General features: G+C 48.1%; 24 protein-coding genes. 11 read left to right on the top strand and 13 right to left on the bottom strand.

The genetic code is table 11. The annotated features are described in order from the left end of the window. The 5 genes from RS891_RS12965 to mnhG are packed head-to-tail and all read left to right on the top strand — an operon-like array spanning position 1 to position 2,953. The gene (locus RS891_RS12965; RefSeq protein ID WP_024631879.1) at positions 1-339 is read left to right on the top strand and encodes a Na(+)/H(+) antiporter subunit C; all 339 of its coding nucleotides are present in this window, start codon (positions 1-3) and stop codon (positions 337-339) included. Further along, on the top strand, positions 332-1,810 hold the full coding sequence (locus RS891_RS12960) for a Na+/H+ antiporter subunit D (protein ID WP_113052385.1): 1,479 nt from the start codon (positions 332-334) through the stop codon (positions 1,808-1,810). The genes RS891_RS12965 and RS891_RS12960 overlap by 8 nt, the downstream gene beginning before the upstream one ends. Before the next feature lie 6 nt (positions 1,811-1,816). After that, the gene (locus tag RS891_RS12955; protein WP_113052386.1) at positions 1,817-2,293 is read left to right on the top strand and encodes a Na+/H+ antiporter subunit E; all 477 of its coding nucleotides are present in this window, start codon (positions 1,817-1,819) and stop codon (positions 2,291-2,293) included. Next, a complete protein-coding gene (locus RS891_RS12950) occupies positions 2,293-2,577 on the top strand; it encodes a Na(+)/H(+) antiporter subunit F1 (RefSeq protein ID WP_053782045.1) in 285 nt (94 codons plus the stop codon). Before RS891_RS12955 ends, RS891_RS12950 begins: the two co-directional genes overlap by 1 nt. Then, positions 2,561-2,953 carry a monovalent cation/H(+) antiporter subunit G gene (mnhG, locus tag RS891_RS12945; protein WP_113052387.1) on the top strand — a complete coding sequence of 131 codons (393 nt, stop codon included), beginning with the start codon at positions 2,561-2,563 and terminating at the stop codon, positions 2,951-2,953. The genes RS891_RS12950 and mnhG overlap by 17 nt, the downstream gene beginning before the upstream one ends. 137 nt (positions 2,954-3,090) lie before the next feature. Here mnhG and RS891_RS12940 read toward each other — a convergent pair whose 3' ends face one another. The 6 genes from RS891_RS12940 to RS891_RS12915 all read right to left on the bottom strand — a co-directional run bounded on the left by RS891_RS12940 (position 3,091) and on the right by RS891_RS12915 (position 10,988). Further along, entirely contained in the window at positions 3,091-4,263 is a 1,173-nt protein-coding gene (locus tag RS891_RS12940) for a rhamnogalacturonan acetylesterase (RefSeq protein WP_315795493.1), read from the bottom strand. A 42-nt stretch (positions 4,264-4,305) separates the two neighbouring features. Then, positions 4,306-5,325, bottom strand: coding sequence for an alpha/beta hydrolase family protein (locus tag RS891_RS12935; RefSeq protein WP_315795492.1), 1,020 nt, complete (start codon positions 5,323-5,325; stop codon positions 4,306-4,308). Between the two features lie 218 nt (positions 5,326-5,543). Next, a complete protein-coding gene (locus RS891_RS12930) occupies positions 5,544-7,805 on the bottom strand; it encodes an MMPL family transporter (RefSeq protein ID WP_315795491.1) in 2,262 nt (753 codons plus the stop codon). Positions 7,806-7,846: 41 nt separating this feature from the next. Then, complete coding sequence (locus RS891_RS12925) at positions 7,847-9,004, bottom strand: type III polyketide synthase (RefSeq protein WP_315795490.1); 1,158 nt, start codon at positions 9,002-9,004, stop codon at positions 7,847-7,849. 213 nt (positions 9,005-9,217) lie between these two features. Next, positions 9,218-9,838, bottom strand: a complete 621-nt coding sequence (locus tag RS891_RS12920) for a flavin reductase family protein (RefSeq protein WP_397386947.1) — start codon at positions 9,836-9,838, stop codon at positions 9,218-9,220. 154 nt (positions 9,839-9,992) lie between these two features. Beyond that, positions 9,993-10,988: an iron-hydroxamate ABC transporter substrate-binding protein gene (locus RS891_RS12915; protein WP_258530575.1), complete on the bottom strand. Its 996-nt coding sequence runs from the start codon at positions 10,986-10,988 to the stop codon at positions 9,993-9,995. A gap of 260 nt (positions 10,989-11,248) precedes the next feature. Between RS891_RS12915 and RS891_RS12910 the strand changes: the two genes are divergently transcribed. Beyond that, positions 11,249-11,851 (top strand): hypothetical protein, encoded by a 603-nt coding sequence (locus tag RS891_RS12910; protein WP_113052394.1) that lies wholly within the window; start codon positions 11,249-11,251, stop codon positions 11,849-11,851. A 132-nt stretch (positions 11,852-11,983) separates the two neighbouring features. Here the strand turns inward: RS891_RS12910 and RS891_RS12905 are convergent, their stop codons facing one another. Then, a complete protein-coding gene (locus RS891_RS12905; protein WP_113052395.1) occupies positions 11,984-13,225 on the bottom strand; it encodes a multidrug effflux MFS transporter in 1,242 nt (413 codons plus the stop codon). A 41-nt stretch (positions 13,226-13,266) separates the two neighbouring features. Next, positions 13,267-14,013: a GTP pyrophosphokinase gene (locus RS891_RS12900; RefSeq protein WP_113052852.1), complete on the bottom strand. Its 747-nt coding sequence runs from the start codon at positions 14,011-14,013 to the stop codon at positions 13,267-13,269. Positions 14,014-14,400: 387 nt separating this feature from the next. Here RS891_RS12900 and RS891_RS12895 point away from each other — a divergent pair, with 387 nt between their 5' ends. Continuing rightward, a complete protein-coding gene (locus tag RS891_RS12895) occupies positions 14,401-15,126 on the top strand; it encodes an alpha/beta hydrolase family protein (RefSeq protein WP_315795488.1) in 726 nt (241 codons plus the stop codon). Between the two features lie 133 nt (positions 15,127-15,259). Continuing rightward, a complete protein-coding gene (locus RS891_RS12890; RefSeq protein WP_315795487.1) occupies positions 15,260-15,988 on the top strand; it encodes a YoaK family protein in 729 nt (242 codons plus the stop codon). Between the two features lie 23 nt (positions 15,989-16,011). Here the strand turns inward: RS891_RS12890 and RS891_RS12885 are convergent, their stop codons facing one another. Continuing rightward, complete coding sequence (locus RS891_RS12885) at positions 16,012-16,908, bottom strand: LysR family transcriptional regulator (protein WP_113052398.1); 897 nt, start codon at positions 16,906-16,908, stop codon at positions 16,012-16,014. A 138-nt stretch (positions 16,909-17,046) separates the two neighbouring features. Here RS891_RS12885 and RS891_RS12880 point away from each other — a divergent pair, with 138 nt between their 5' ends. The 3 genes from RS891_RS12880 to RS891_RS12870 all read left to right on the top strand — a co-directional run bounded on the left by RS891_RS12880 (position 17,047) and on the right by RS891_RS12870 (position 20,436). After that, positions 17,047-17,751 carry an O-methyltransferase gene (locus RS891_RS12880; protein WP_315795486.1) on the top strand — a complete coding sequence of 235 codons (705 nt, stop codon included), beginning with the start codon at positions 17,047-17,049 and terminating at the stop codon, positions 17,749-17,751. Between the two features lie 77 nt (positions 17,752-17,828). Further along, entirely contained in the window at positions 17,829-19,160 is a 1,332-nt protein-coding gene (locus tag RS891_RS12875) for an MFS transporter (RefSeq protein ID WP_113052400.1), read from the top strand. Positions 19,161-19,314: 154 nt separating this feature from the next. Next, entirely contained in the window at positions 19,315-20,436 is a 1,122-nt protein-coding gene (locus tag RS891_RS12870; protein WP_315795485.1) for an AbrB family transcriptional regulator, read from the top strand. A 78-nt stretch (positions 20,437-20,514) separates the two neighbouring features. Here the strand turns inward: RS891_RS12870 and RS891_RS12865 are convergent, their stop codons facing one another. The 4 genes from RS891_RS12865 to treP all read right to left on the bottom strand — a co-directional run bounded on the left by RS891_RS12865 (position 20,515) and on the right by treP (position 24,228). Beyond that, positions 20,515-20,718, bottom strand: coding sequence for a hypothetical protein (locus tag RS891_RS12865; RefSeq protein ID WP_064638863.1), 204 nt, complete (start codon positions 20,716-20,718; stop codon positions 20,515-20,517). A 76-nt stretch (positions 20,719-20,794) separates the two neighbouring features. After that, the gene (locus RS891_RS12860) at positions 20,795-21,058 is read right to left on the bottom strand and encodes a YkgJ family cysteine cluster protein (RefSeq protein WP_315795484.1); all 264 of its coding nucleotides are present in this window, start codon (positions 21,056-21,058) and stop codon (positions 20,795-20,797) included. A gap of 29 nt (positions 21,059-21,087) precedes the next feature. Further along, positions 21,088-21,942 (bottom strand): chemotaxis protein, encoded by an 855-nt coding sequence (locus RS891_RS12855; protein WP_072732562.1) that lies wholly within the window; start codon positions 21,940-21,942, stop codon positions 21,088-21,090. A gap of 273 nt (positions 21,943-22,215) precedes the next feature. Continuing rightward, positions 22,216-24,228 (bottom strand): PTS system trehalose-specific EIIBC component, encoded by a 2,013-nt coding sequence (gene treP, locus RS891_RS12850; protein WP_315795483.1) that lies wholly within the window; start codon positions 24,226-24,228, stop codon positions 22,216-22,218.

The raw sequence follows: 24,228 nt of genomic DNA, 5'->3' as shown, positions 1-24,228 counted from the left end.
ATGGAAATATTGATGTGTGTGGCCGTTGGCATTTTGTTTGCAGTCGCCGTCTTTTTAATCTTATCGCGGAGCCTGCTCCGGATCGTGCTTGGCATGTCCATACTCACTCACGGGGTGCATCTGCTGCTGATTACGATGTCCCGTCTCAAAACTGGAGCACCACCGCTGCTTGGGGAGCAGGCTGAACGTTATGTCGATCCACTTCCCCAGGCACTGATATTGACATCCATTGTCATTAATTTCGGACTAACCGCCTTTTTCTTTGTACTCTCCTATCGTTCCTATCTGAAGCTGAAAACAGACGATATGGAAGAAGTAAGGGGGCGTCCTTATGAATAATCTCGTTGTTCTGCCCATTCTGTTGCCACTGATTACCGGGGTTATAGCCCTTCTATTCTTCCGGCGGGTAAGCATCCAGCGGGTTGTGAGTGTTATTGGCCTTTTGCTGACGGCAGCCGCTTCGACCGTGCTGATTACCCAAGTGACACAATCCGGGATACAGACGCTCAATATGGGAGGCTGGGAACCGCCTTACGGCATTGTACTTGTTGCAGATATGGTATCTGCCTTGCTCGTCGTGGCCGCTTCGATCATTGCTCTTGCATGTCTGCTCTACGCCTTCCGCAGTGTAAATAAGGAACGGGAAGAACATCATTTTTACCCGTTCTTTCATTTCCTTATTGCAGGGGTGAACGGTTCGTTTCTTACCGGTGACCTGTTTAACCTGTTTGTATGCTTTGAACTGATGCTTATCTCTTCTTATGCACTAATTGTATTGGGAGGTACGGAAAGACAACTACGAGAAACGATCAAGTATGTCTTGATTAACATTGTCTCTTCTGCACTATTTGTTGCCTCTATCGGTTTTCTCTACTCTGTTACCGGCACATTAAACATGGCCGACTTGTCCAATCGGATCGCTGAAGTTGGACAGAGTGGAGTCATTACCCTGATCGCTGTCCTCTTCCTGATCGTATTTAGTATCAAGGCTGGACTGTTTCTGTTCTTCTGGTTATCCGGCTCTTACGCAGCACCTCCGGCAGTGGTAACCGCCCTATTTGCCGGTTTGCTGACCAAAGTTGGCCTGTATGCCATTGTGCGAACATTCACACTGATTTTCTATCATGATCCTGATTTCTTCCACGCCCTTATCGGCTGGATGGCCGGAGCGACCATGGTACTCGGGGTAATCGGGGCCATTTCATATCGTGACGTCAATAAAATACTAATTTACAACGTAATCGCAGGGGTAGGTTTTGTAGCCTTCGGCATGGCCGCAGCAAGTCGTCCGTCACTGGAAGGACTGCTCTTCTACATGCTGCATGATATGCTCATCAAAACACTGCTATTCCTGCTCGGAGGCGCTCTGATCGCGGTCGCAGGCACCTCCAAACTCGACAATATGGGCGGGCTGATCCACCGCTACCCACTGCTTGGTTGGATGTTCTTCATCAGTGCACTTGCACTGGCAGGTATTCCTCCGTTCAGTGGATTTCCTGGGAAATTGTTGCTATTTGAAGGCGGGTTACAGGCTGGCTTATACGGTCTGACTGGCATTGCCGTCCTTTCCAGCCTGCTGATGTTGTATTCGGTTCTTCGCATCTTCATCCAGGCGTTCTGGGGTGAACCGCCGGCAGGCGCAGTGAGAAGACCTTATGCCGTGAACGGCCTGCTCATCCCTGCCGGAATTCTGTTTGTGTTCATCATCGCGATGGGTGTGGGGGCTGAGGGCATGTTCCAACTGACCTCCCGCGCAGGCGACATTCTGCTGCATCCCAATGTATATATAGATGCAGTGTTGAAGGAGTAGATGCGTATGGCCTTTCAGATTGTGCTGAATCTGATCATTGCCTTTGTATGGATGTTTCTGAATAATGCGTGGAATGGTGTTGGCTTTCTCACGGGTTTTCTGCTGGGTCTGCTGCTGATTGGGAGCATGCGACGGTTCTTTCCGCAACGCTTCTATATCGTTCGTGTCTGGGCGATCATCAAGCTGATTGTCTTGCTTTTCAAGGAACTGGTACGGGCCAGTATTGAAGTTATTCGCCAGATTGTAAAGCCCAAGCTCGATATTCGGCCCGGCATATTTACCTACCAGACACAACTGTCCTCTGACTGGGAAGTTACACTCCTTTGTCTGCTCATCTCACTGACGCCAGGTTCCCTCCCACTTGAGATTTCAGGGAATCAACGCAAACTATTTATTCACGCACTGGATATCAAAGACGAACAGAAAATGAGTGATGATATCAAAAATACGTTCGAAAAAGCCATTATGGAGGTGACACGATAATGTTATCCTCACTGTTGTTCATTTCCTTGCTTATTCTCTCCCTGGCCATTCTGGGTTGTCTGTACCGAGTACTTCGGGGACCCTCCATGGCCGACCGGATTACGGCACTGGATACGATCGGTATTAACGTTATTGCCATCGTTGCTGTTCTGTCCATGATGCTTCATACCCAAGCTTATCTGGATATTATTCTGTTGATTGGCATTCTCGCTTTTCTAAGCACAGTTGCATTTGCACGATACATTGAACGAGGGGCGGTATTCAAAAATGAAGGAGATCGTTGATGGAACCGCCGGAATTGTCATTGGACTCATTGTCTTGCTGGGAGCCTTACTGAGTGCATTTAGCGCATTCGGACTGATCCGACTGCCAGATGTATACTTACGGGCACATGCCGCCACCAAAAGCACTACACTCGGCGTACTTTGTGTACTGAGTGGAACGTTTCTTTTCTTCTGGTATTACGATAACTATATCAGTGCTCGGGTATTACTTGGCATTGTATTTGTATTTATCACAGCACCGGTAGCCGGACATCTGAACGGACGGGCTGCCTATCGCACAGATGTACCCTTGTGGGAACAGAGTGTACAGGATGAACTTGAACCACTCTTGAAAGGTAAAAAGGTCAACCATGAAGCCAAGGATATGATGGAATAGTCACTTGGTTTACAATCAAACACCCCCAGGCATGCCGTATATTACTTGGCTGTCCCGGGGGTGTTTTTGACTATACGATTCAGCTTATTCCAATCTATGTTTGTGGAGCAGCGGAACGAAGTTATATTTTAACCGGATCAAAATCCATTCAGTCCCTGCCTTCTCAGATCAGCCGCAACAATTCGTGCAAGCTGGGCAGCCCCTTCACGATTCGGATGAAGCGTGTCTCCCGTCATATACAAGGCCAGTGTTGCAGCCGGTCCTATGGACGTGAAATAGGCGGAACTGAGTTTGTTCAGTTCTACAAGTGTTACGCCCTCTTCCTGAGCGAGCGCACGTGTAGATGCATTGTACCAGCGATTTTCCGCAGTATGCACATTGGCTGAGTTGAAATCAGTTGCCCGACCCTGCGGCGTCGATAGAACGACTGTGGCTCCTTTATTTTTTGCCTGACGGACCATGTCACGCATGATCTCCTTGAACTCTGCTTCGGTTGTATTGTTCTTGGCATTGGTATCATTAATCCCTAATTGCAAAATGAAGTAGTCTCCCGGCTTAATATACTTCAGAATCGCTTCCATTTGACCATCATCGCGGAAACCTCTTGCAAATTGACCACTAGAGGCCATATTGCGAACCTGAAACGTACTCGTATTCACGTAGGAAGGAAATAGCTGTCCCCACCCACCCTGTACACTGCTGCTGAGCGGATAGTAATTGCAGACCGTCGAATCGCCGCCAATATAGATTGTACGATTCGTCACGGTCTGATTTGATATTTTTCGGATTTCAAGTGCGCTTAGTGTAAATGCTGTCCCTTCTTTCCCTTCCGTAACCAAGAGATTTAACTGTCCATCCGTCACCGGAATTTGAAATTGATCGGTCGCCCCGTTCCCCGTCATATTGATGATCTGGTATACGCCTTCTGCCGCCACACTCGATCTGGCTGTATTGCCCAGGACCACCTTAACCTCGTAAAGACCGTTGGACAGATCCACATTAAACGTATTCGAACTTTTCGTTCCAAAGGTGACAAACTGTACGGCATCGCTTGCAACACCTGTTCCTGAGGCGGTGACATTACGCATATTAGCAGGTGTATTGAATCCATAACCTTTCGCTGAGGTGTAGGCCTCCGTTGCCGACACACCTGTGTAACCGTTCTCAACTGCACCCGCACCAAAGTCAAATTTGTACTCATTCGCCGCAGCTTGGGCGACCTGTCCTCCATTAGCTGTCAGAGCACCTCCAATCAGACTAGTAAACAGGGTTAGACAGAGCAAATACCGCACGGATTTTGACCATTTCATAACTAAACTCTCCTCTCAAAGGTTCATTTATATATGATTGCCTTACAGAACGTTATCCAGCCAGTCATAGGCTTTCGCTCCACTGATCTCATGGCCACCTGTAAAAAAGTCTGCATCGAGCCATTTCTGTGCTCCCGCCTGTTCATAAATCTCCGTCAATCGTGCATAGGCTTCTTTTGCTGTTGGCAGCGGAAATACCTGATCTTCACTTCCGGCTTCAATAAATAGCGGCCTAGGTGCGATCAGACCTATGATATCTGGCAGCTCTGCTTCTCTCAGAATTCCTGGGATATAATTGTCGAGGCAATGATTTCTGTCTAATATGCTGCCCTGGAAGGTACTTGTGTAACCGCTCACGACAGCCGCACGGCACCGTTCATCCAGCGCAGCAGTGAATGCCGTCACGAGTCCGCCACCCGAGATGCCCATGCTGCCGATGCGTGTTGGATCAGCTTCAGGACGTGTGCTTACATAATCCAGCACACGCATCGTTTCATAGATTCGGTGCCCAGCAAGAGTCTGCCCTGTCATGAGCAGATGGGTGGCAATTTTGGTACAGGAGCTTACGCCGGGTGGTGCATTCCGATCCTCCTCCAACCTTCGGTCACCAAATCCAAGCAATTCTGGAGCCGCAACCACATATCCACGCTGTACAAGGGCGACCGCAAAGTCTTTATGCAAGCCAGGCTCTCCTTTACGCGGTGAACCGTCGGGCTCCATGCCAGAAATCTCCCTGCTGCCATACCCGTGTCCATGGCAGGCTAAAATGGCTGGGCGTGATTCTTTGGTAGCGCTTACTGACTTGGGTATCAACATATAGATCGGCATGCGCAACCCCGCGTAGGTCGTAATCTCAACCCGTTCCCGGATATAGCTATCACATGCGGTGCGTTCAAGCAGTACGGGATTAAGTTCCGCCGCCACGGATGGGAAACCGCCCAGCCTATCTATAATCCGTGCTCGCAACTGCCTCCGCCATTGCTCAAGAGATTGCCCCCTCTGATAGGCGGAGCGTCCACGCGGGCTTGTTTGTTTTTGCAGATAAGATTCGATATCCGACATTACCGTTCATCCCTCCTGTGGATTTCAAGTGATAGACTTATGTAAAAATATGTTGGACTTGTCCTGTCTATTATAAATCACGGTACAGTCGGTGAATTGAACATTATTGCCTGTTTTGGGCTGAATTCACACTATTTTGATGAAAAAAAGGATATCCTCGCATACCTGATCTTCAGGCTTCGAGAATATCCTTCTTACTGGCTGGCCTTCTATTCCTTCTATTCCCTGTGCCCTGGTAACCACCAGTTCCATCTGCCCATCAGTTTCATGAGTGCAGGTACCAGTACTAGGCGGATAATGGTTACATCAATGAACACCGCCGCTGTAATTCCGATTCCCAGCTGTTTTACACCCGCCACGTCAGCAAAGGCAAACGGTACAGTCACGGCCAGCAGAATCGCTGCCGCCGAAGTAATGAGACGTCCGGTTGAAGCCAGTCCTTGCTGTACGGCCAGATCACTATCCCCTGTTCGTCTGTATACCTCCTGAATGCGTGTCAGCATAAATACGCCATAGTCCATTGATATACCGAAGACAAGCCCGGCAATGAACACAGGAATCATAATGGCAATAGCAGTTGGCTCCATACCTAGATGGCCCTGATTGAAGACCAGTACAAGCACGCCGAATGAAGCAGCCAAGCTGAGCAGATTCATCAGAATGGCTTTGATCGGAATGAGCAATGACCGAAATGCTGCGAGCAATACAAGATAATTCGATACCACAACAAACACCAGCACTTTGGGCAGTTGTCCAGAAACTTCTTGCATGATTTCATGCTGCATGGCTGCTTCTCCCCCATAACGCAGGGGTATGAAAGACATGGCGTTAGCGATGTCCTTTTCCCTCATCTTTTCGAGCCAGGAAGCAGCCTCATCGGAGCCCGGTGCTCCGTGGATGGTAGCCATCATACGAATGGAATGGTCGGACACATATGAGCGCAGCCATGCAGGCTGCTGAGATTGGGTTTCTTTCCGCACTTCACGCAAAGAAGGTGATGGAATGTTCATTTGTGATTTGATATGAGTTTGAGCTTGGCCTGAGAGCTTGTCCGGCAGCATGATCCCCCATGCAGATTCAACAGCCACTACATTCGAATCCTGTTGAAGCTCTCGCATTTTACTCAATGCCATTCGCCAATGGTATGTGGTCAACGGCTCTCCCGTTCCACCAATTACAATCTCTACAGCAGAGACGTTCTTTTGTCCAAAAATGCTCTGGATCTGCTCAGTCGCTTGGCGAGACTCCATTCTGCCAGGCAAGGAAGAAGCATCCGGGATGGCAATCTCTAACCGGGCAACCGGTAGAACAAAGAGAAGCAGCGCACCCGTTCCAAGCAGCGCCATCCGGACCGGCCGTTTCATAATCATGCCTGACCAGAATGACCAGATCGAACGTGACGGCAACGATTGTTGATACTGTTCCTGTTTTGAAGATATGAAATGCCCAGATCGTTGTCTAAAGATTCGCACAGAATAGAGCGATAGAATGGCTGGCAGCAGTGTTATATTCAGCAGGACCGATATGACGAGCACGATAATGGCTCCAAGGGATACACTCAGAAACATCGGCAATCTAATCCATAGTAGACCAAGCAGTCCTAACAGCACACAAGCCACAGAAAAGAATACGGCTCTTCCCGCTGTACGCAGCATTCTCTGGAGAACCTCTTCGTTGCCCCAACCTGTTTCTTCAATATTCTGAACTCGCTGGAGTTCTTCCCTGTATCTGCTGAGAATAATCAGGGCAAAGTCTATGCTGAGCGCCATTCCCACCATCGGAATCACGTTGATCACAAAGTTGGAGAGCGCCAGATGGTAACCCATCAGGGATGTAACTCCCATTGCCGTTATGACGCCGGATACTCCCATAACAACTGCAATCAGCGCTGCATAAATACCTCTGAATGCAAAACACAAAATGACGAAGGCAAGTGGCAATCCCACAACCTCTGCCCGTTCCAAATCGCGAAAACTGAGACGATTTACATCCTGCTGTACAACGGATTTCCCTGTTATTTGGATCGTTCCAGGACCGTCTGTTGTAAGCACAGAACGCAGCTGTTCAAGCGGCGGCCCCATCTTGTGAGGCGGTACATCAAACGCTAGCAGAGCATAGGCCACATTCCCCCGCAGCATCCGGCTTCCACGTGCTTCAAGAGGAGAGAGTATGGACGTTACACCTGACAGTTTACTCACTTGCTGCAGACGATCTTTAATCCAGCCCCGGAATTCGGCGGGGGTAGTGCCTGTCTTTTTTTCAAATAGAAGAATAACCGGATCAGCAGGAACATGGAACTCTTTCTCCAGAATAAGCTCTACAGCATGAGCATCTCCCTGATTCAAGTTCAACCCATGATCCTGAACAATACCAGGCAATTTCCAAGCCCAGACGGCTGACATCCCGATGACAAACACCCAGCAGAGAATGATGAACCGCGGATATCGGCTAATGAGGACAGCAAGGCTGCGATAACCCATACCCAAGCTCCTCTGATATCAGATTGGTATTTCCTTTTCTTTTACATTGCGCCTTGATTCACTGGTTCTCTTTCTTCAATGGATGCAGGAACATAAGTAAAAGGAAGCAATTCCGCCGTCAGGCCCGGTCCAAATGCAAGGGCGATTCCGCTGGAAGCTTCTTCCCTATTACGATAATCATCGCGGATGGCTTGCAAAACAAACAAAATCGTCACAGAGGATAGATTTCCATAATCCCGTAAAACGTTTCGGCTGTATGCGACCTGTTCATCTGAAAGCTGGTACAGCTTCTGTACCGCATCAACGATACCTCTGCCTCCAGGGTGGATCGCCCAGATCTCTGGTAGCTCACTGCCGTTCAGCAGTCGTTCAACCTCTGGACCAAGATGCAAGCCCAGCAGTTTCGGGATCTGTGGCGAGAGATACAGATCGAAGCCGGTATTGCCCACCTCCCAGATCATCTCTTCCGAACAGTCTGGAAGCAACACGGAATGCCCGGCTCCCAATCTGAACAGTTCTTTGCGTCCTAATCCGGAGAGACCCACTACACAGGCAGATGCGCCATCTCCGAAGAAGGACGCTGCGAACAGATCATCCCGCTTGGCGGACGGTTGAAAATGAAGAGTGCACAGCTCCACACATACGATAAGAACCATAGCATCCTTGTCACTCGTCACAATTGAATTCGCCAACTGTACAGCTTTCAGACCGGCAGCACAACCCTGGAATACAAGCGGAATCCGGTTAATACGCTGCGATAGTTCAAGCTGCTGAATCAGCCGAACATCGAGACCGGGCAGGAATTGCCCAGTGCAACTGACGGTGATGAGATGTGTAATCTCCGAGGTCGAAATGACGGCATCCTCGAGTGCCTGACGTGCTGCCTGAATTCCAAGCGGAACGGCTGCTTCCTTATATTTGCCCATACGTTCGACTGTGGTCGGAACGTTCTCAGCCTGGGTAAAGGGCAGATAACGGCAAGACTCTACTGGCTCCAGCAGATTCGGTTCACATGTATATCGTGTCTCGACACCACACTGGTTAAATATTCGCTTCGCCCACCTTCTGGAATCCGGCTCATGCTCCAACGCTTGTGCGAGCCGAGCAGACACATCTTTTTGCTCAATGCGGTGAACAGGCAATGCCGTTCCAATTCCCATGATACATGCAGCGGATGCAGTTCCATCGACTTGGTTCATCGGCTCCAACCTCCTTATATATAAAATAGGTTCATGTCACATGTGCAGGATATAGTACAAGTCTATTCGAGGCTTGCTCCCTTTATGTTCACGAAACACGCAAAGACGGACAACACATGCGAATTCCGCACATGTTGTCCGTCTTATTAAAGGATAATTGCTATTCTCTTATCCTTACCCTTCCTTCAACAGGTTGTTCAACCTGCTCTGCTCTTACTCCGGCCTGACCACCGTAAATCTCTCGCCAAGTTTGGCATAGTCATTCCCGGCCAGCCTGCTGATCGGTTTGAGATGATCCATCAATATATAATTGGTGGCAGGATCATACACGTTCTCACTGAAATGATATTGTACAATACGAACCAGAAGCAGATCACTGACCGGTTTTCCCTCATCGTTCGATATCGGAATATGCTGATACAACTTACATTCCATCCGAATGAGTGCTTCCTGTATTGCTGGTACGGAGACCACAGTACTTGGTACATTCGTCAGGTTTGTCCGTTCCAGCTCACTTTCGTCGGGCTCCAGCATGGCAGCCGTCTCGTTCATGTCAAGAGCGATCGATTCATCACAGATATGTACAACGAGTTCTTTCCCGGAAAGCGCATTGCGAGCCGTATCTTTCATAACGCCATCCTTGCGAGCGATGGATATCGATAATATTGGCGGGTCAGAGCTGACTATATTAAAAAAACTAAAGGGCGCTGCATTAATGACGCTGCCATCATGAGAAAGTGTTGTCACAAAAGCGATTGGACGTGGTACCACCGAACCACTCATCAGTTTATAGTTATCTCTGCCCGTCAATTCTAGCGGGTCCAAAGTATGTATCATAATCTATCCCCTTCCGTGATCGTAAAACGATACTTATCTCTCACGATCTTCTTCATTTATTATATATCGTAAAATGTTGAAATCACAAAAAAACTCCCTGGTGCCCATCGCACCAGGGAGTGTACACATTCAGTTTCATATTAGATTTCTTTTATTTTACAATACTGTTCTGAATGTCTTCCATAATTTGAAGGTTCGCTTGAACTCCGCTATACAACCAGCTGCTCGAACGGGTAAATTCAAACAAGTTACCATTTTTTACTGCCGGGATGCTTTGCCATACCGGATCTTTCAGTGCTTCTGACCCTGTACCTTCATCACTATTCACAAAGAACAAATAGTCTACATCCATTTCCGCCAATTTTTCCAGCGAGATGGAAGACCAGTTACCTGTCGCATTAGCAGAGATTTCTTTCACTACTTCAGGCTCAGCAAGTCCCAGTTCCTTGTACATCACTTCACCACTGGACACATTGTCACTAACGATGAAGAATTTGCCGCTAACCAACCATATGGCCGCTGCCGATTTTGTTCCACCTGTAACCGTGTTGATTTTTTCCTTGATTTCTTTGGCTTTAACTTCGTAATCATCCAGCGCTTTTTGTGCTTGATCGCCTTTATTCAAAATTTCGCCGATTTTCAGCAGGGTTTTGCGCCAGTCGCTGTTGATCTCATCGCCAAGTACATAAGTAGGCGCGATCTTGCTGTATTGAGTGTATTTCTCACCTTCAACCACACTTTCGGAACCGATAATAATCAGATCAGGGTTGAAGCTGGTTACCGCTTCGAAAGGAAGATCGAAGGCAATCGTCGGAATGCCGTCCAGATCTTTTTGCAGATACTCCTGGATTCCGTTAGCTACAGACCATTGGGCAACTGGCTTAACGCCGAGTGTAACCAGATTATCTTCCAGATACGAAGCGATGATACGTTCCGGATTTGCAGGAATTTTCACTTCGTGACCCATTGCATCTGTCAAAGTACGTTCTGTCGGAGCTTCTGTCTGTGTCTCTGTCTCCGTTGTTGTGTTGTTCTCTCCTGCTGCTGTACCGTTTTCTGCTGGTTTCGATCCGCATGCTGCCAGCCAAATGGACATGACCATTACGGAGATCAGAAGCATGATCATTTTTTTATTTCTCTTAAACACTTGACTATCCCCTTTCAATATAAACACCTCAATGGATTGAGTTGATATGACAGACTTAGACGTTTATACATTATTGATGCATATAATACTGGTATGTACTTTTGTCCAATTCCATTGACAATGATAATTGTTATCAACGAACTTGTCAATGCAGCTTTTGCCTTTTAAGGTCGAAGACACCTTCATTCGAACAATTCACGTTTAGGCGGATGCCGCCATATGCTAATTCCAGAATACGACGACAGGAAGGATGTTCGTACATGGATTATCCATATAACGTATACTCGGGTTATGATGAGGATCGTTCGTTTCAATTGCCACCCCTATTCCCCGGAGGTGCTCCAGGAGGTCAGCCAGTGCCAGGTTTCCCAGGAGCACCAGGTTCCTATCCCCCTTTCATTCCCGGTGTTCCGGGCGGAGGCAGTGGTGGCCAACCTCCTTATTTTCCTGGAGGCGTCCCTGGTACGGCACCGGGTGTGCCCGCACAGCTATCACAGGGCAATCTGCCTACCTTGCTTAGTGCCTACCCTCGTCCAGTTGGTCAACCCCCTGCAGAGATGGTTTTCCTGTATAACCTGATTAAAAGCAGCCCCGGCCTTCTACCGCTATTTATCCAGCAACAGCCACAAAATCTGACCCAAGCTGTACAGTTTGCCCAATCAGGAGTAGCAACACCTCGTGATCCCGAGCAGCGTGTACTGCAAAATTTCTGTTATAACCGCTGGTCACTTGTATTCACATACAATGACGTTTACTTAATGTGGCCTTCCACCAATCTGTTCGGTTTTGTCATCGGTTACTTCTATCCGTTCCTTACTCCAGGTATCCTGCTTAATACACAGATTTTGTTTGCTCTCTGCTAAAGCACGTTCAGACATAGAACAAGCGCCCCAGTTGAAGGAACGTGCCTTCCAATTGGAGCGCTTTTTATAGTCAAAATATTCTTTATTGTCGGCAATTCATTTTTCTAGTCAGTGCAACCACGCAAACACAATTCACGCCAACCGCTGTTTACCCTGACGTTGCCCTCTCTTGCCTTTGCCTACCATAACAACGTAAATCAGCAGTGCACCAAGATCCGCACAAGCGATTACAATGCCCATTGGTACAGCTGTGCCTTCTCCTCCAAGACCTACAAGCGGAGCGACAATACCGCCGAACAGGAACGTCATCACTCCAATAAGTGCTGATGCACTGCCTGCTGATTTCTCCTGATTGGCCATCGCCAGCGCGAAGGAAGCCGTATTGACCAGCCCCACACTGGATACCACGAGAAATAACGGGATCAGGACCGAAATCAGATTACCTCCCGCGAGAATGGCGATGAGCAGGGATGTTCCTCCCAGAGCGGCTGTTAACAGGCCTGCGATTAGTAGACGGGTTTCAGATACTTTACCTGCTAGTCTTCCGGCAATCTGACTAGCTAATATGATACCGAGACCGTTAATGGCGAAGCACAGACTGAACATTTGCGGGGAGATACCATATATCTTCTGAAGCACAAATGGTGAACCTGATATGTAGGCAAACATGCCAGCAGATACAAAACCTTGGGTTAAAGCGTATCCCATGAACAGGCGATCCCCTGCGATTTTGCGGAATGTAATCAGCGTCTGCTTCAGTCCTCCGCTGGATCGTCGTTCTGTAGGCAGTGTCTCCCCTAGACCAACCACAACAGCAACTAAAGTCAAAATACCGATGATACTCAGCAAAATAAATACGCCACGCCACGATGTATACGCAAGCAATTGCCCGCCTATAATTGGTGCAGCAATCGGAGCGACCCCATTAATCAGCATTAAGAGGGAGAAGAAACGTGTAAGTTCCGGACCGGAATACACATCCCTCACCACCGCGCGCGAGATGACTATTCCCGCAGCTCCTGCTGCACCCTGAATGAAACGCAGCACAACAAAGGAGCCCATCGTTGGGCTGACCAGGCAGAGTATGGAAGCAATCGTATAAAGTATAAGGCCCGCAATAAGCGGTGTACGACGACCACGCACATCACTTAAGGGTCCTGCCAGCAGCTGCCCTGCCGCCAGTCCGACCATACATGCCGTTAGACTAAGCTGCGCATAAGAAGTGGATGACTGGAACTCATCGGCCAGTGTGGGTAGTGCCGGCAAATACATATCCAGGGACAGCGGGCCAAAGGCCGAAAGTGTCCCCAGAATCAATGCCATACGTACACGGGATGTAGAATTGGTGCTTAATGAAGCTGGTGTACTTTTCATATGAATAACATATTCCTTTCCCTGCGGTAGTTCACGTTTCCTTATTGTTCCCCGTTTCCTAACAGCTTGAGCAGGTTGGAAGGTAGTGTGAACTGTTGATTGTTAATGATAATACGGCGCAGTTCCTCTTCATCACGCTCGTTCTCGGCGTCCTTGATCTCCTGAATCTCCCGGTGAAGTCTTTCCATTTGCTGATCCAATGCGTTTGCAGAGTCTGCTGCACTTTTCAGTTCTTTTGTTAAACGTTCGGGAACATCCTTATTATATTTATAAAAGATTTTATGCTCAAGACTCGCCCAGAAATCCATCGCAATGGTACGAATCTGGATTTCCACACATGCCCGTTCTTCTCCATTAGACATGTAAACAGGCACCTCAACCAGAAGATGAAGGCTTTGGTAACCGTTTGGCTTCGGATTTTGGATATAATCTTTCACTTCCAACACGCGCAGGTCACTTTGGTTGCAAAGCATATCTTTAATGCGATAGATATCGGAGATAAAGGAGCAGGTAATACGTACACCGGCGATATCCTTAATATTTTCCTTGATACTTTCAAAGGTTAACTCATGATTTTTACGAAACATCTTGTTCATAATGCTCTCAGGTGACTTTAATCTGGATTTCGTATGTTCGATCGGGCTGTAATCATGCAGGGACTGAAATTCTTCCTTCAGCACCTCAATTTTGGTCTCCATTTGATCCAAAGCAAATTTATAGATCATCATAAATCTCGTAATTTCATATTTAAATTTCTTGAATTGATCAATCGGATGTGGAGCGTTCATCATAATTTTCTTCCTTTCTTCGTGCACACTAAAGTTAGTTTTATAAATAAGAGGACATCGGTCAATTCACATGTCTCCTGAACCATTATAAATCATATGGAGCCAATAAACGAATTTCTCGCACCTAACGGCTGTTGCTGGTGGAAAGGTATGGGAAACTCGTTTAGGCGCATCCTAAAGAAGAATCATGGTCCATTGGCACGCCATTTCCGATGAAAGAGGTCGATCCCCCTGCTCTATCATGTGACGTATTCGTCCGATGCGCTTCGGGTAAAAGGCTATTTATGCCTGCCTGACGGCTGTTTCTTACCCGCCTTCTCGCCGTTAGAAAACACCCATAGCAGCCCTGCCTTCCAAGGCTTCACCGTAACGCAAGAATCCATGCAAATGCAACAGCTCGCAAGCCGCTACCCTCCTGTAGAACAACACACCATGGACGGTATTGATGCACGTTGGCCGGTTCTGATCTATTGCCGGGGCGGGCTGGGCAACTATGGTGGGGTAAATACCGCTTGGCTGGAGCAATTTGTTCATAAAGGTTATATTGTGTTCGCTCCATCATATCGCGGTAATGAGGGTGGGGAAGGACGTGACGAGTATGGCGGACGAGATGCCGAAGATGTACATGCCGCTTACCGACTGGTGCAAGAATGGCCCTTTGCCGATACAAAGCGAATTTCAATGATGGGATTTTCGCGTGGAGCCATCAATGCCGTACATACAGCAACGACTTACAATGAAGGACCTACGAAGGTACATAAACTAGTGCTTTGGAGCGGTGTCGCCGATGTGGAACGTACCTATCATGAACGAACCGACTTGAGACGCACTTTGAAAAGAGTACTTGGCGGTTCGCCACGTTCAGCTCCGGAAGCTTATCTCGCTCGTTCTCCCTTGTCGAAGGCGCATAAACTCCATTGTCCTGTGCTGATCATGCATGGCACATCTGATACGCAGGTGAACTACAGTCATGGAACCCGGATGTATCATTGGCTGAAACGTAGAGGCGCCAACGTTACGTTTCACGCTTATGGGGGACAAGATCATCGCTTTCAGGAAAGCGTACATGAGACGGCAGTGAACAATATGTTTGACTGGCTCGCAGCTCCTTAGCTTCAAGGTAGGGACGATTCAGACCTGTTTGCTGCTATGGGAAATTGGGCTTGCATCATAAACTTCATTTTGAAGGATCATGCGTTGTGGATGTATACTGGAAGGGTTACGTTTTTGGAAAGGACGGATGATTATGAATCAAAATACCCTCCAAAAGTACGCAATGCTGCTGTTATGCATGTCTGCCGGAATGGTCGACGTGATCGGATACCTGGGACTAGGGCATGTGCTTACAGCCAATATGACAGGCAATATTGTGCTGTTGGGGATCGCGATCGCCCGTGCTCAGGAATTTGTTGTGCTGCGTGCACTCCTTGCTCTCATTGGTTTTATTGCAGGAAATGCCATCGCTGCACACATGATTGGACGTGTGCAGACGAAAAATGGCTGGTCTTCCCGGGTCACAAACGTGTTCACTGTAGAAAGTATATTGCTTCTGCTCTTTGCCATCGCCATGATTAGTCCATATTCCGAACAATTATCCTATCTGCTGATTGCCATGCTGGCCACTGCCATGGGAATGCAAACGACTGCGGCACGCCGCATTGGGATTGCAGGTATCTCGACGACCGTGCTCACCAATAATCTTGCCGCCGTGGTTGAGGATGCGGTAAGCATCCTTCAGCGACTGCGACACGCAAGTATCCGCTCGCTGGTCAAAGCGCTATCAGTAGATTCCTACCTTCGTGCAGGTGCCGTTGCAATCTATTTGGGCGGCGTTATTCTAGCTGCGCTGTTGTTCCACCACGTACCCATGATGGCAGTATGGATACCTGTTCTGATCGTTGGTGGAGTCACCCTGTACGCCCGATTATACTCCAGAGGAACGAACAAAACAGCGACCGATGACATTCAAAGTTAGCTATCATGCAATTATTGAACTATTTATTTCATTAATGATGCTTCCTGTCTGATGAGTTCAACCAGATGCTGTGCGGCAGGAGATAACACTTCGCCTGCTCGTGTACATACTGCTACTGTGTTTTTCAACTGTACACCTCGAACGAATACACGTGCTAACCTGCCCTGTTGCACATCTTCCTTTACGACCAGAGAAGAAATAAAGTTGGCTCCATAACCTGCCTTCACCGCACTGATCGTTTCGTTCAATCCATTGAACTGAAGCGCAATGCGGGGAGCGGCCAGGTTATTTGTTGTGCATAGAGAGACTAGACGCTCCCGTGTAGCGCTGCCTTCTTCACGCATGATGAAGGGCTCTGCCACCATCTCCCGAAGATCAATTCCCTTTCCCGCATAGGGATGATCGGGATGTACTACGAACCACATTTCATCTTCGAACAATACGTCCCAATGAACACCTGAATGTGTAATGCCACTTCCACCATAAACCGCAATCTCGGCCTCATAACGCAGCAATTGGTCAAAAGCCATCCGGGTATTGGTTGTGCTTACGACCAGCTCCACATCCTCGTGCATTTGCTTGAAACGGGCAATCCAGCCCGGCAGCAGAAAATTAGAGGGCAAATAGGTTGCGGTAAGACGAATCAGTCCTTTTTTGCCTGCCCGAAAATCCTGCACAAAATTCTCGACATCCTGTTCCAGCATGAACAGACGTTCCGCGTAGCCTGTTAATTGCATTCCTGCATCGGTAAGAACCAGTCTTCTCCCCTCTGAAGCAAATAATGGAATGCCCAACTCTCGCTCAAACTTCTTCACTTGAGAGGATACCGCTGGCTGGCTAATGTTGAGTTCTTCTGCCGCACGCGTGACTCCTCCATACCTCACGATGGCATGAAACAATCGTAATCCGTGCAAATTCAACCGCTACACCTTCTTCACTTGAAGTATATAATCTAAAGTTATATTAACATAAATTATATATATTTTATTTATATATCTATTCGCTTTATAGTTGAAGTATGAAATCCAATACATGCAATCGGAAAGGAACGTATAACGATGAACAATGTAAATGGTTCTGTTCAACAGAAAACCTGGAGTCAAGTCGACGATTATTTAAACGCTTTATTAATCCCCTCGGATTCCCTGCTGGAGCAGGCTCTACGTACCAATGCAGAAGCCGGCTTGCCCGCTCATGACGTAGCACCGAATCAAGGGAAGTTGCTTCAGCTCCTGCTTCAAATACAAGGCGCAACTCGTGTGTTGGAAATCGGGACGCTTGGCGGATACAGTACGATCTGGATGGCAAGAGCCCTTCCCGAATACGGACGTATCGTCACACTGGAAGCAGATCCACGCCATGCAGAGATGGCACGAGCCAACATCACGCGTGCAGGACTTATGCATAAGGTTGATCTTCGAGTAGGTCCTGCCCTTACTACTCTTCCCGACGTTCAGGAAGAGTACAGAGAAACTTTTGATTTCATCTTCATCGATGCAGACAAACCGAGTAATCCAGACTATTTGCGATGGGCGCTGCGTCTGGCTCGTCCGGGAAGTCTGATTATTGGTGACAACATCGTCAGGGACGGTGAAGTTATCAATGCAAACAGCACGGACAACAGAGTTCATGGCGTTCAGTCATTCCTGAAATTAATTGCAGATAATCCGCGTCTTGAAGCTACTGCACTGCAAACTGTAGGCCTTAAAGGCTACGATGGATTCGTGATTGCCCGGGTGCTGGGATTCCCTTCTGCAAAATAAACAGTGGTCAATTCTTCCGCAAATCCCCCTTTCCTGTTAAACTAAAATCACTGCACAGGCAGACTGGGGGAAACCACTTGAGACTTCTACAACAGATTCATGCTGAAATTCGGGGCTGGTCCCGCAATATTCAATTGTTTTTTCTGGCAAGCATCTTGTATCAGATCGGAAATGGCATGTTCTCTGTCTTGTACAATTTGTACATTCAGGGTCTGGGCTACAATGATACAATGAACGGCCAGATTGTAAGTATTCAATCACTTGCGACAGCGATAATGTTTGTTCCTATCGGACTATGCGGCGATTTCTTTAGCCGTAAGCGGCTGCTGATTACCGGCGCCTTGTTCAGCGGAATCTTTCTGATTGGCCGTTCCTTCGATTATTCTGCCAGCGGACTGATCTGGTTTGCTGTATTTTCCGGACTTTTCGCTGGTGTATTTCAGGTATTGGCCATTCCCTTCCTCGCTGAGAATGTGAAGAAAAGTCAACGACTGAAGATGTTCAGCTATTACTCCTCCCTCGTACTCGCTTCTCAGGTACTCGGCAGCTTGGGTGGTGGCGTTTTTGCAGACCTGCTTCATACGGCTGGCCTCGCCAAAGTCACGGGTTTGCAAACGGTATTGTTCGTGGGTGGGGCAGCTACATTGGTTGCGTTTATTCCGATGTTGTTTGTATCCGAGGATAAGAAGGCTCCGCAAACGGATACTCCGGCGCAACCTGTCATTGAATCTGCATCATCTGCAACGGATGGTAAACAGGATGTCGTTCATTCCGCAGAACAAGCCAGCAATAACGACACTCTTAGCCAAAAGAAAGATTCCCGTTTGATCGGTCAATTTGTCATAACCCAATTATTAATTGGGTTTGGCTCAGGACTGGTTGTGCCCTATTTAAATCTGTATTTCACCAACCGTTTTTCGGTGTCCTTAAGTGCCATGAGTCTGCTCATTTCGTTGGGTCAGATCATGACCATTGTATCCATGCTGATTGGACCTACACTGGCGGCCAAGGTGGGAAGTGTTCGAGCTGTCGTCATCTTCCAGGTCATGTCACTGCCTTTCCTGCTGCTGACCGGCTTTACGAATATGCTGCTGATCGCTTCGGTGAGTTTCTTATTCAGACAAGCGCTGATGAATGCAGCCAATCCGATTCAATCCGCCATTCTGGTGGACAGAGTATCGGACAAACGCCGAGGAATCGCCAATTCACTGATGCAGACCGCCTTTATGATTGGATGGGCCACCATGGGACCCGTGCAATCCTACCTCGTGACCACTTATGGCACGTATTGGGGATACGCGATCACGTTCAGCATTACAGGCAGTTTATACGTGATTTCATCGCTGATGTACTATATGATGTTCAAAGAACCGAAGCCTTCTGCCCGTGTCCTCGTGGCGAACAGATAAATGATAACCATTTAGCAGGACAGTGGATGAATTATCTTCCTGTCCTGCTTCGTAATGAGGCAATCACCGTCCAAGGATCAATCATTGTATCTTATCATCAGGAGTGATCTTACATGTACTACAATCTACCTCATGCAGCCGAAAGACGACGCGGATGGAACTGATGCACAAGCTCGGTTCCCACGTTGTCTTTCGGTTTTTTCTAAGTTTGACTGTCTCTGTTCTTGGCGGGTTAGTATTTACAGCAATCCACACTCCCATTCCTTGGCTTCTTGGCCCGATGATTTTTATGCTGGTTGGTTCACAGATTGTCAAGCTGCCGCTCATGTGGCCCGCTTCCGTTCGGGACTACGGTATTCTAATCGTGGGTTACTCCATCGGATTAACACTGACGGGAGAAGCACTGCAAGGCATTCTGCACCAGCTGCCTATGATGCTGCTCATGACCCTTCTCTTAATCGGATTATGTACATTGACCGCCTATGTTGCTTCAAAGCTGACAGACTTTGACTTTCCCTCCCTGCTGGTTGGCAGCATTCCTGGTGGACTGTCCCAGATGGTCTCCCTTGCCGATGAGATGAAATCCATCAATCTGACGCTCGTTACTTTTTTGCAGGTCACGCGGCTGATCATGATTGTTTTCTGTGTTCCGTTCCTGCTGTTCAGTCCATGGATCGGGGGAACAACAAGTGGCGGCACGGATCAGCCAGTGATCGAGACAGCAACTTGGGCAGCACTCTTTCCCGAAATTTTGCTCTATGCCCCGCTCTGTGTCGCTGGTGCATGGATTGCACGCAAGCTTCGGTTTCCGACAGCGTTTATGCTTGGACCCATGATCGTCATGTGTGTTATTCAATTAAGCACAGCGATGCACACACCCAATCTGCCTTCGTCCCTGCTTAATATTTCGCAATTAATGATTGGCAGTCATGTGGGTCTAATGCTTCGTCCTCAACAACTGCAACGCAAGATGCAGACCGTAACACTCGCAATCACGAGCAGTGCTCTCCTCATCGCAGGTTCGCTTGGCTTGAGCTATATATTAATGAGGATGTTCTCTCTCTCGGCTGCCACATCATTGTTGAGCATGGCACCTGGCGGGATGGATCAGATGAGCATCATGGCTCATGAAGTCCATGCCAACCTCTCGGTGGTGTCCGGATATCAGCTGTTTCGCATATTATTTATTTTCTTTATCGTCTCTTCGCTCCTTAAGATGATTCTCATGCATATGTTGAGGAAAAAAGAGGCGAGCACTCACTCTTCGGTCACGTAAATAGGAAGTGAACATACCAAAAAGAGTATCCGACTGATTCCCAGACTGCGGATACTCTCTTTTATGGGTTTGCTCAAATTATGAATAAACCCGACTATACATCCAGCTCACAATGCCCACGGTTACAGCGGCCGCCCCAATAATAAATGCATAATAGCCAAGTTTGCTTTTTGACTCTGATGTCTGCTTGTCATAGAAGTCTGAGTTTCGCCTGTAGAATCCCATCCACAGTTCTCCAATCATATTCACAACGACCATCACAAACCGTTTGGCAAGTCCCATTCATCCCATACCCCTTTCTTTTCTCAAACCCCTTCCATATTAAGTATAATTATCCTTTTCCCTCAAAACAACTCTGTCACGCTGAATTCGGTGCAGTTTCCTGCTCCAGCCAGCTCAAACGTTCAAACGCCTCCTGATTCGTGCTGCCACACATCTCTTCCGAAGCCTGCAATCCGCTACATACAGCGGGGCGCTCTTTCTGACCAAAGATTCCGCAGCGATTGTCCTCCGTCAGCTGCACACAGCGCACACCTGCGGGCTTGCCGTCAGCCATCCCGGGTATCGGCGATGAGATCGAAATCGCGATACAGCATGCGGCACAGCCTGTCCTGCATTCCATAAGTATTGTTCTCCCTCCATATATGACATTTAACGTGATCCACGATTCACCCACGTCCACGTTCGAGCCAAACCCTGTGCAATCCTCCGATTCATGGTCCCATTCGAGAAATACCCGCCATGACTCAACGGATTCCAGCTCCCAATTACACCGCCAGAGTTAATTTCCACGTCTTCGTTGACCGCTGCCTCATAGGCCGGATCAATAGGGCGCAGCGGGTAACCCAGAATATCATCCCGATCATAGAAGTTAATCCATTCCCCTTCCAGCCCAGGAAAGTACTGTCCTGCCAACGGTGAAGGTACCTGAATCGGCCGGCTAAAATCATGATACCGCAGGCTCCATAATGGTAACGTCGTTCCAAAGGAATAAAAGCTCGTTAAGGTATCTCCCCGTTCCAATGCGGAAGTAACATCCACGATGGAAGGCGTGCGACTAGACGGGTATTGAAGATCATAGAAAAAATTACTGGCAATCACAGCTCCCAAACTATGTGCAATGATACAGAGTGGAGCTTCTGGCCCATTCCGCTGGGCAAGTGCGTGCATCGCCCGATTCAGCGTATAATGTACCGCATCATAGTTATGCCCTTGATTTTCCACAGGTTGATACGCGACGGCATCAGCCAGATAATGTATGACAAATCGACGCAACACTTGATAGTTCAATCCCTGAGAGCTGACAAGCTGCTGAAACAGCGCCTCTTCCCGATCCTCAAATACGTCAGCCCAAAATACGGGTTCGATATCCAGCATCTGTTTGGCTGCTCCGGGCAACACCATAACCTGATCCAATTCCTTATGCAATCGCGAAATCAGTGTATCCGCATAATTTTCCTTTTGCATACCCAGACCATGAATGACCATTACCGCAACACGAGTCATGGCTCTCCTCCTCCGTCCATTGACTAGCCACTCTCTTTGAACCATATGAACTTCTCAACGTGAACATGCATAGTCCTGATGAACAAGCTTTCCGATCGCTGCGAACATGAGATTTTGCCACAGGTATCCTAGATACAGTTTACCACGTAAGAAATAAAAAAAACGAAATCCATAAAGAGTAAACCCATGCAAATTGGTATGCGTTCAGCTTTATTTCGGTTTCAGAATGAAAAAGAAGCTGCGAATATCGCAGCTCCCCATTTGTTCGTAAACTTAACCTTTCAAATGAACCTTAAGCACACCGTTCTGATTGGATGTAACATCACCTGTAGTGACCTCCACCCGATCAACCATGTCCTGACCGTCCGGAATAATGATTGGCGTAATGAGCGGATATCCCGCAGCTTCAATCACTTTACGGTCGAATTCAAGCAACGTTTGCCCGGCTCTTACCTTCTCTCCAGCTTCAACATGCATGTTAAAACCTTCGCCTTTGAGCGATACCGTATTAATCCCTACATGAATCAGAATCTGCAAGCCACTCGCGTGCTCAAGAATGACAGCATGTTTGCTCTTGATGACATGGGCAACCTGAGCATCAAACGGGGCAACGACCTGATTGCCAGAAGGTTCAATGGCAACCCCTTCACCCATTTGTTTCTCTGCAAAAGCCGGATCAGGTACTTTCTCAAGCGGAACAGCTGTACCAGTTAATGGTGCCATAATTTCCAGTGTATTCACAGGCTCATCCGCCACCTGAGCAGCAGTGCGTGTGCGTTGTTCTGTACCTGTATTTGCCACAGCTGTGCGAGAAGAAGATTCAGCTGTTGACGTTTGACCGCTTGCTACAGTAGCACGATCTGCATTTCGGTCTTCTTTTCTCAACTTCGCTCTTCCAAAAAGAACTGTCAGTACGAACGGAACAACCAGTACAATTGCCATACCGATGAAGAATACTCCCCATTTATTCGGGAAAATGGACAGGAATCCAGGGACCCCACCTACACCGATAGAGGTGGCTTGAACATTATTCATCGTAAGCAGTACACCGCCGATCGCAGAACCGACCATACCGAAGATAAACGGATAACGATAGCGGATATTCACTCCGAAAATCGCCGGCTCGGTTACCCCGAGGAAGGCCGAGACGGATGAAGTTGCCGCAAGTCCTCTCATTTTCTTCTCACGAAGCACAAGCATCATGGCAAGTGCGGCAGAACCTTGCGCGATATTGGACAGCGCCAGCATTGGCCACAGGAACGTTCCGCCCTGGCTACCAATCAGCTGTACGTCGACCGCCAGGAACGTATGGTGCATTCCTGTAATAACAAGCAATGCGTACAATCCACCGTAGATCAGACCGCCGAGAGCCGCGTATGAATCGTAGATATAGATCAAACCGGATGTAATTCCATTCGCAATGGCAAATGTAACTGGACCAATAATTGTAAACGCCAGGAACCCGGTAATCAATAAAGTGACAGGTGCCACGACGAGCAGTTTGATCGAATCATGCACCCTTTTGTTCAGGAAAATCTCCAGCTTGGCAAGCAGATAAGCGGATACCAATACCGGGAGAACCTGCCCCTGATAACCGATCTTCTCAATATGCCAGCCGAACAGATTCCACGTAGGCACGGTGCCTTCGTTGACTGCATTGGCGTAACCATAAGCACTCAGCAGATCGGGATGAACCAGGATCAGACCCAGTACAATCCCGAGCAACGGACTGCCGCCGAACCTTGTTACAGCGGACCAACCAATTAATGCTGGCAGGAAGGTAAAGGCTGTGCTCGCGATGGTATTAATAATAGATGCGAGATCCTTCCATGCTGGATATACGTCCACCAGTGATTTTCCATCGAAGAATATGCCTGGTCCTGTCAGAATGTTATTAATACCGAGCAAGAGACCGGCCGTGATGATCGCTGGCAGGATCGGGATGAAGATGTCCGATAACGTTTTGATCGCACGCTGGATCGGGTTTTGCTTTTTACCCGCAACAGCCTTTACGTCATCCTTGGAAGCGCGTTCGCCCCCGGTAATCTGAATCATTTCGTCATACACTTTATCCACAAGGCCAGGACCAATGACTACCTGAAATTGTCCTTGAGAGGAGAACTGGCCTTTGACCAGATCGTTCTGTTCCAGACTTTCCGTATCTACTTTACTTTCGTCGTACAGGGCGAACCGGAGGCGTGTGACACAATGCGTTGCAGCTTCGATATTTTCTTTGCCGCCGACCGCGCGTACGATCTCCTCAACCTGTTTTTTATCAATTGCCAT

The organism is Paenibacillus sp. BIC5C1, assembly GCF_032399705.1.
Classification (GTDB): domain Bacteria; phylum Bacillota; class Bacilli; order Paenibacillales; family Paenibacillaceae; genus Paenibacillus; species Paenibacillus taichungensis_A.
Note: the sequence above shows the minus strand (reverse complement) of the source record. Positions and strands in the feature narration are given on the sequence as shown.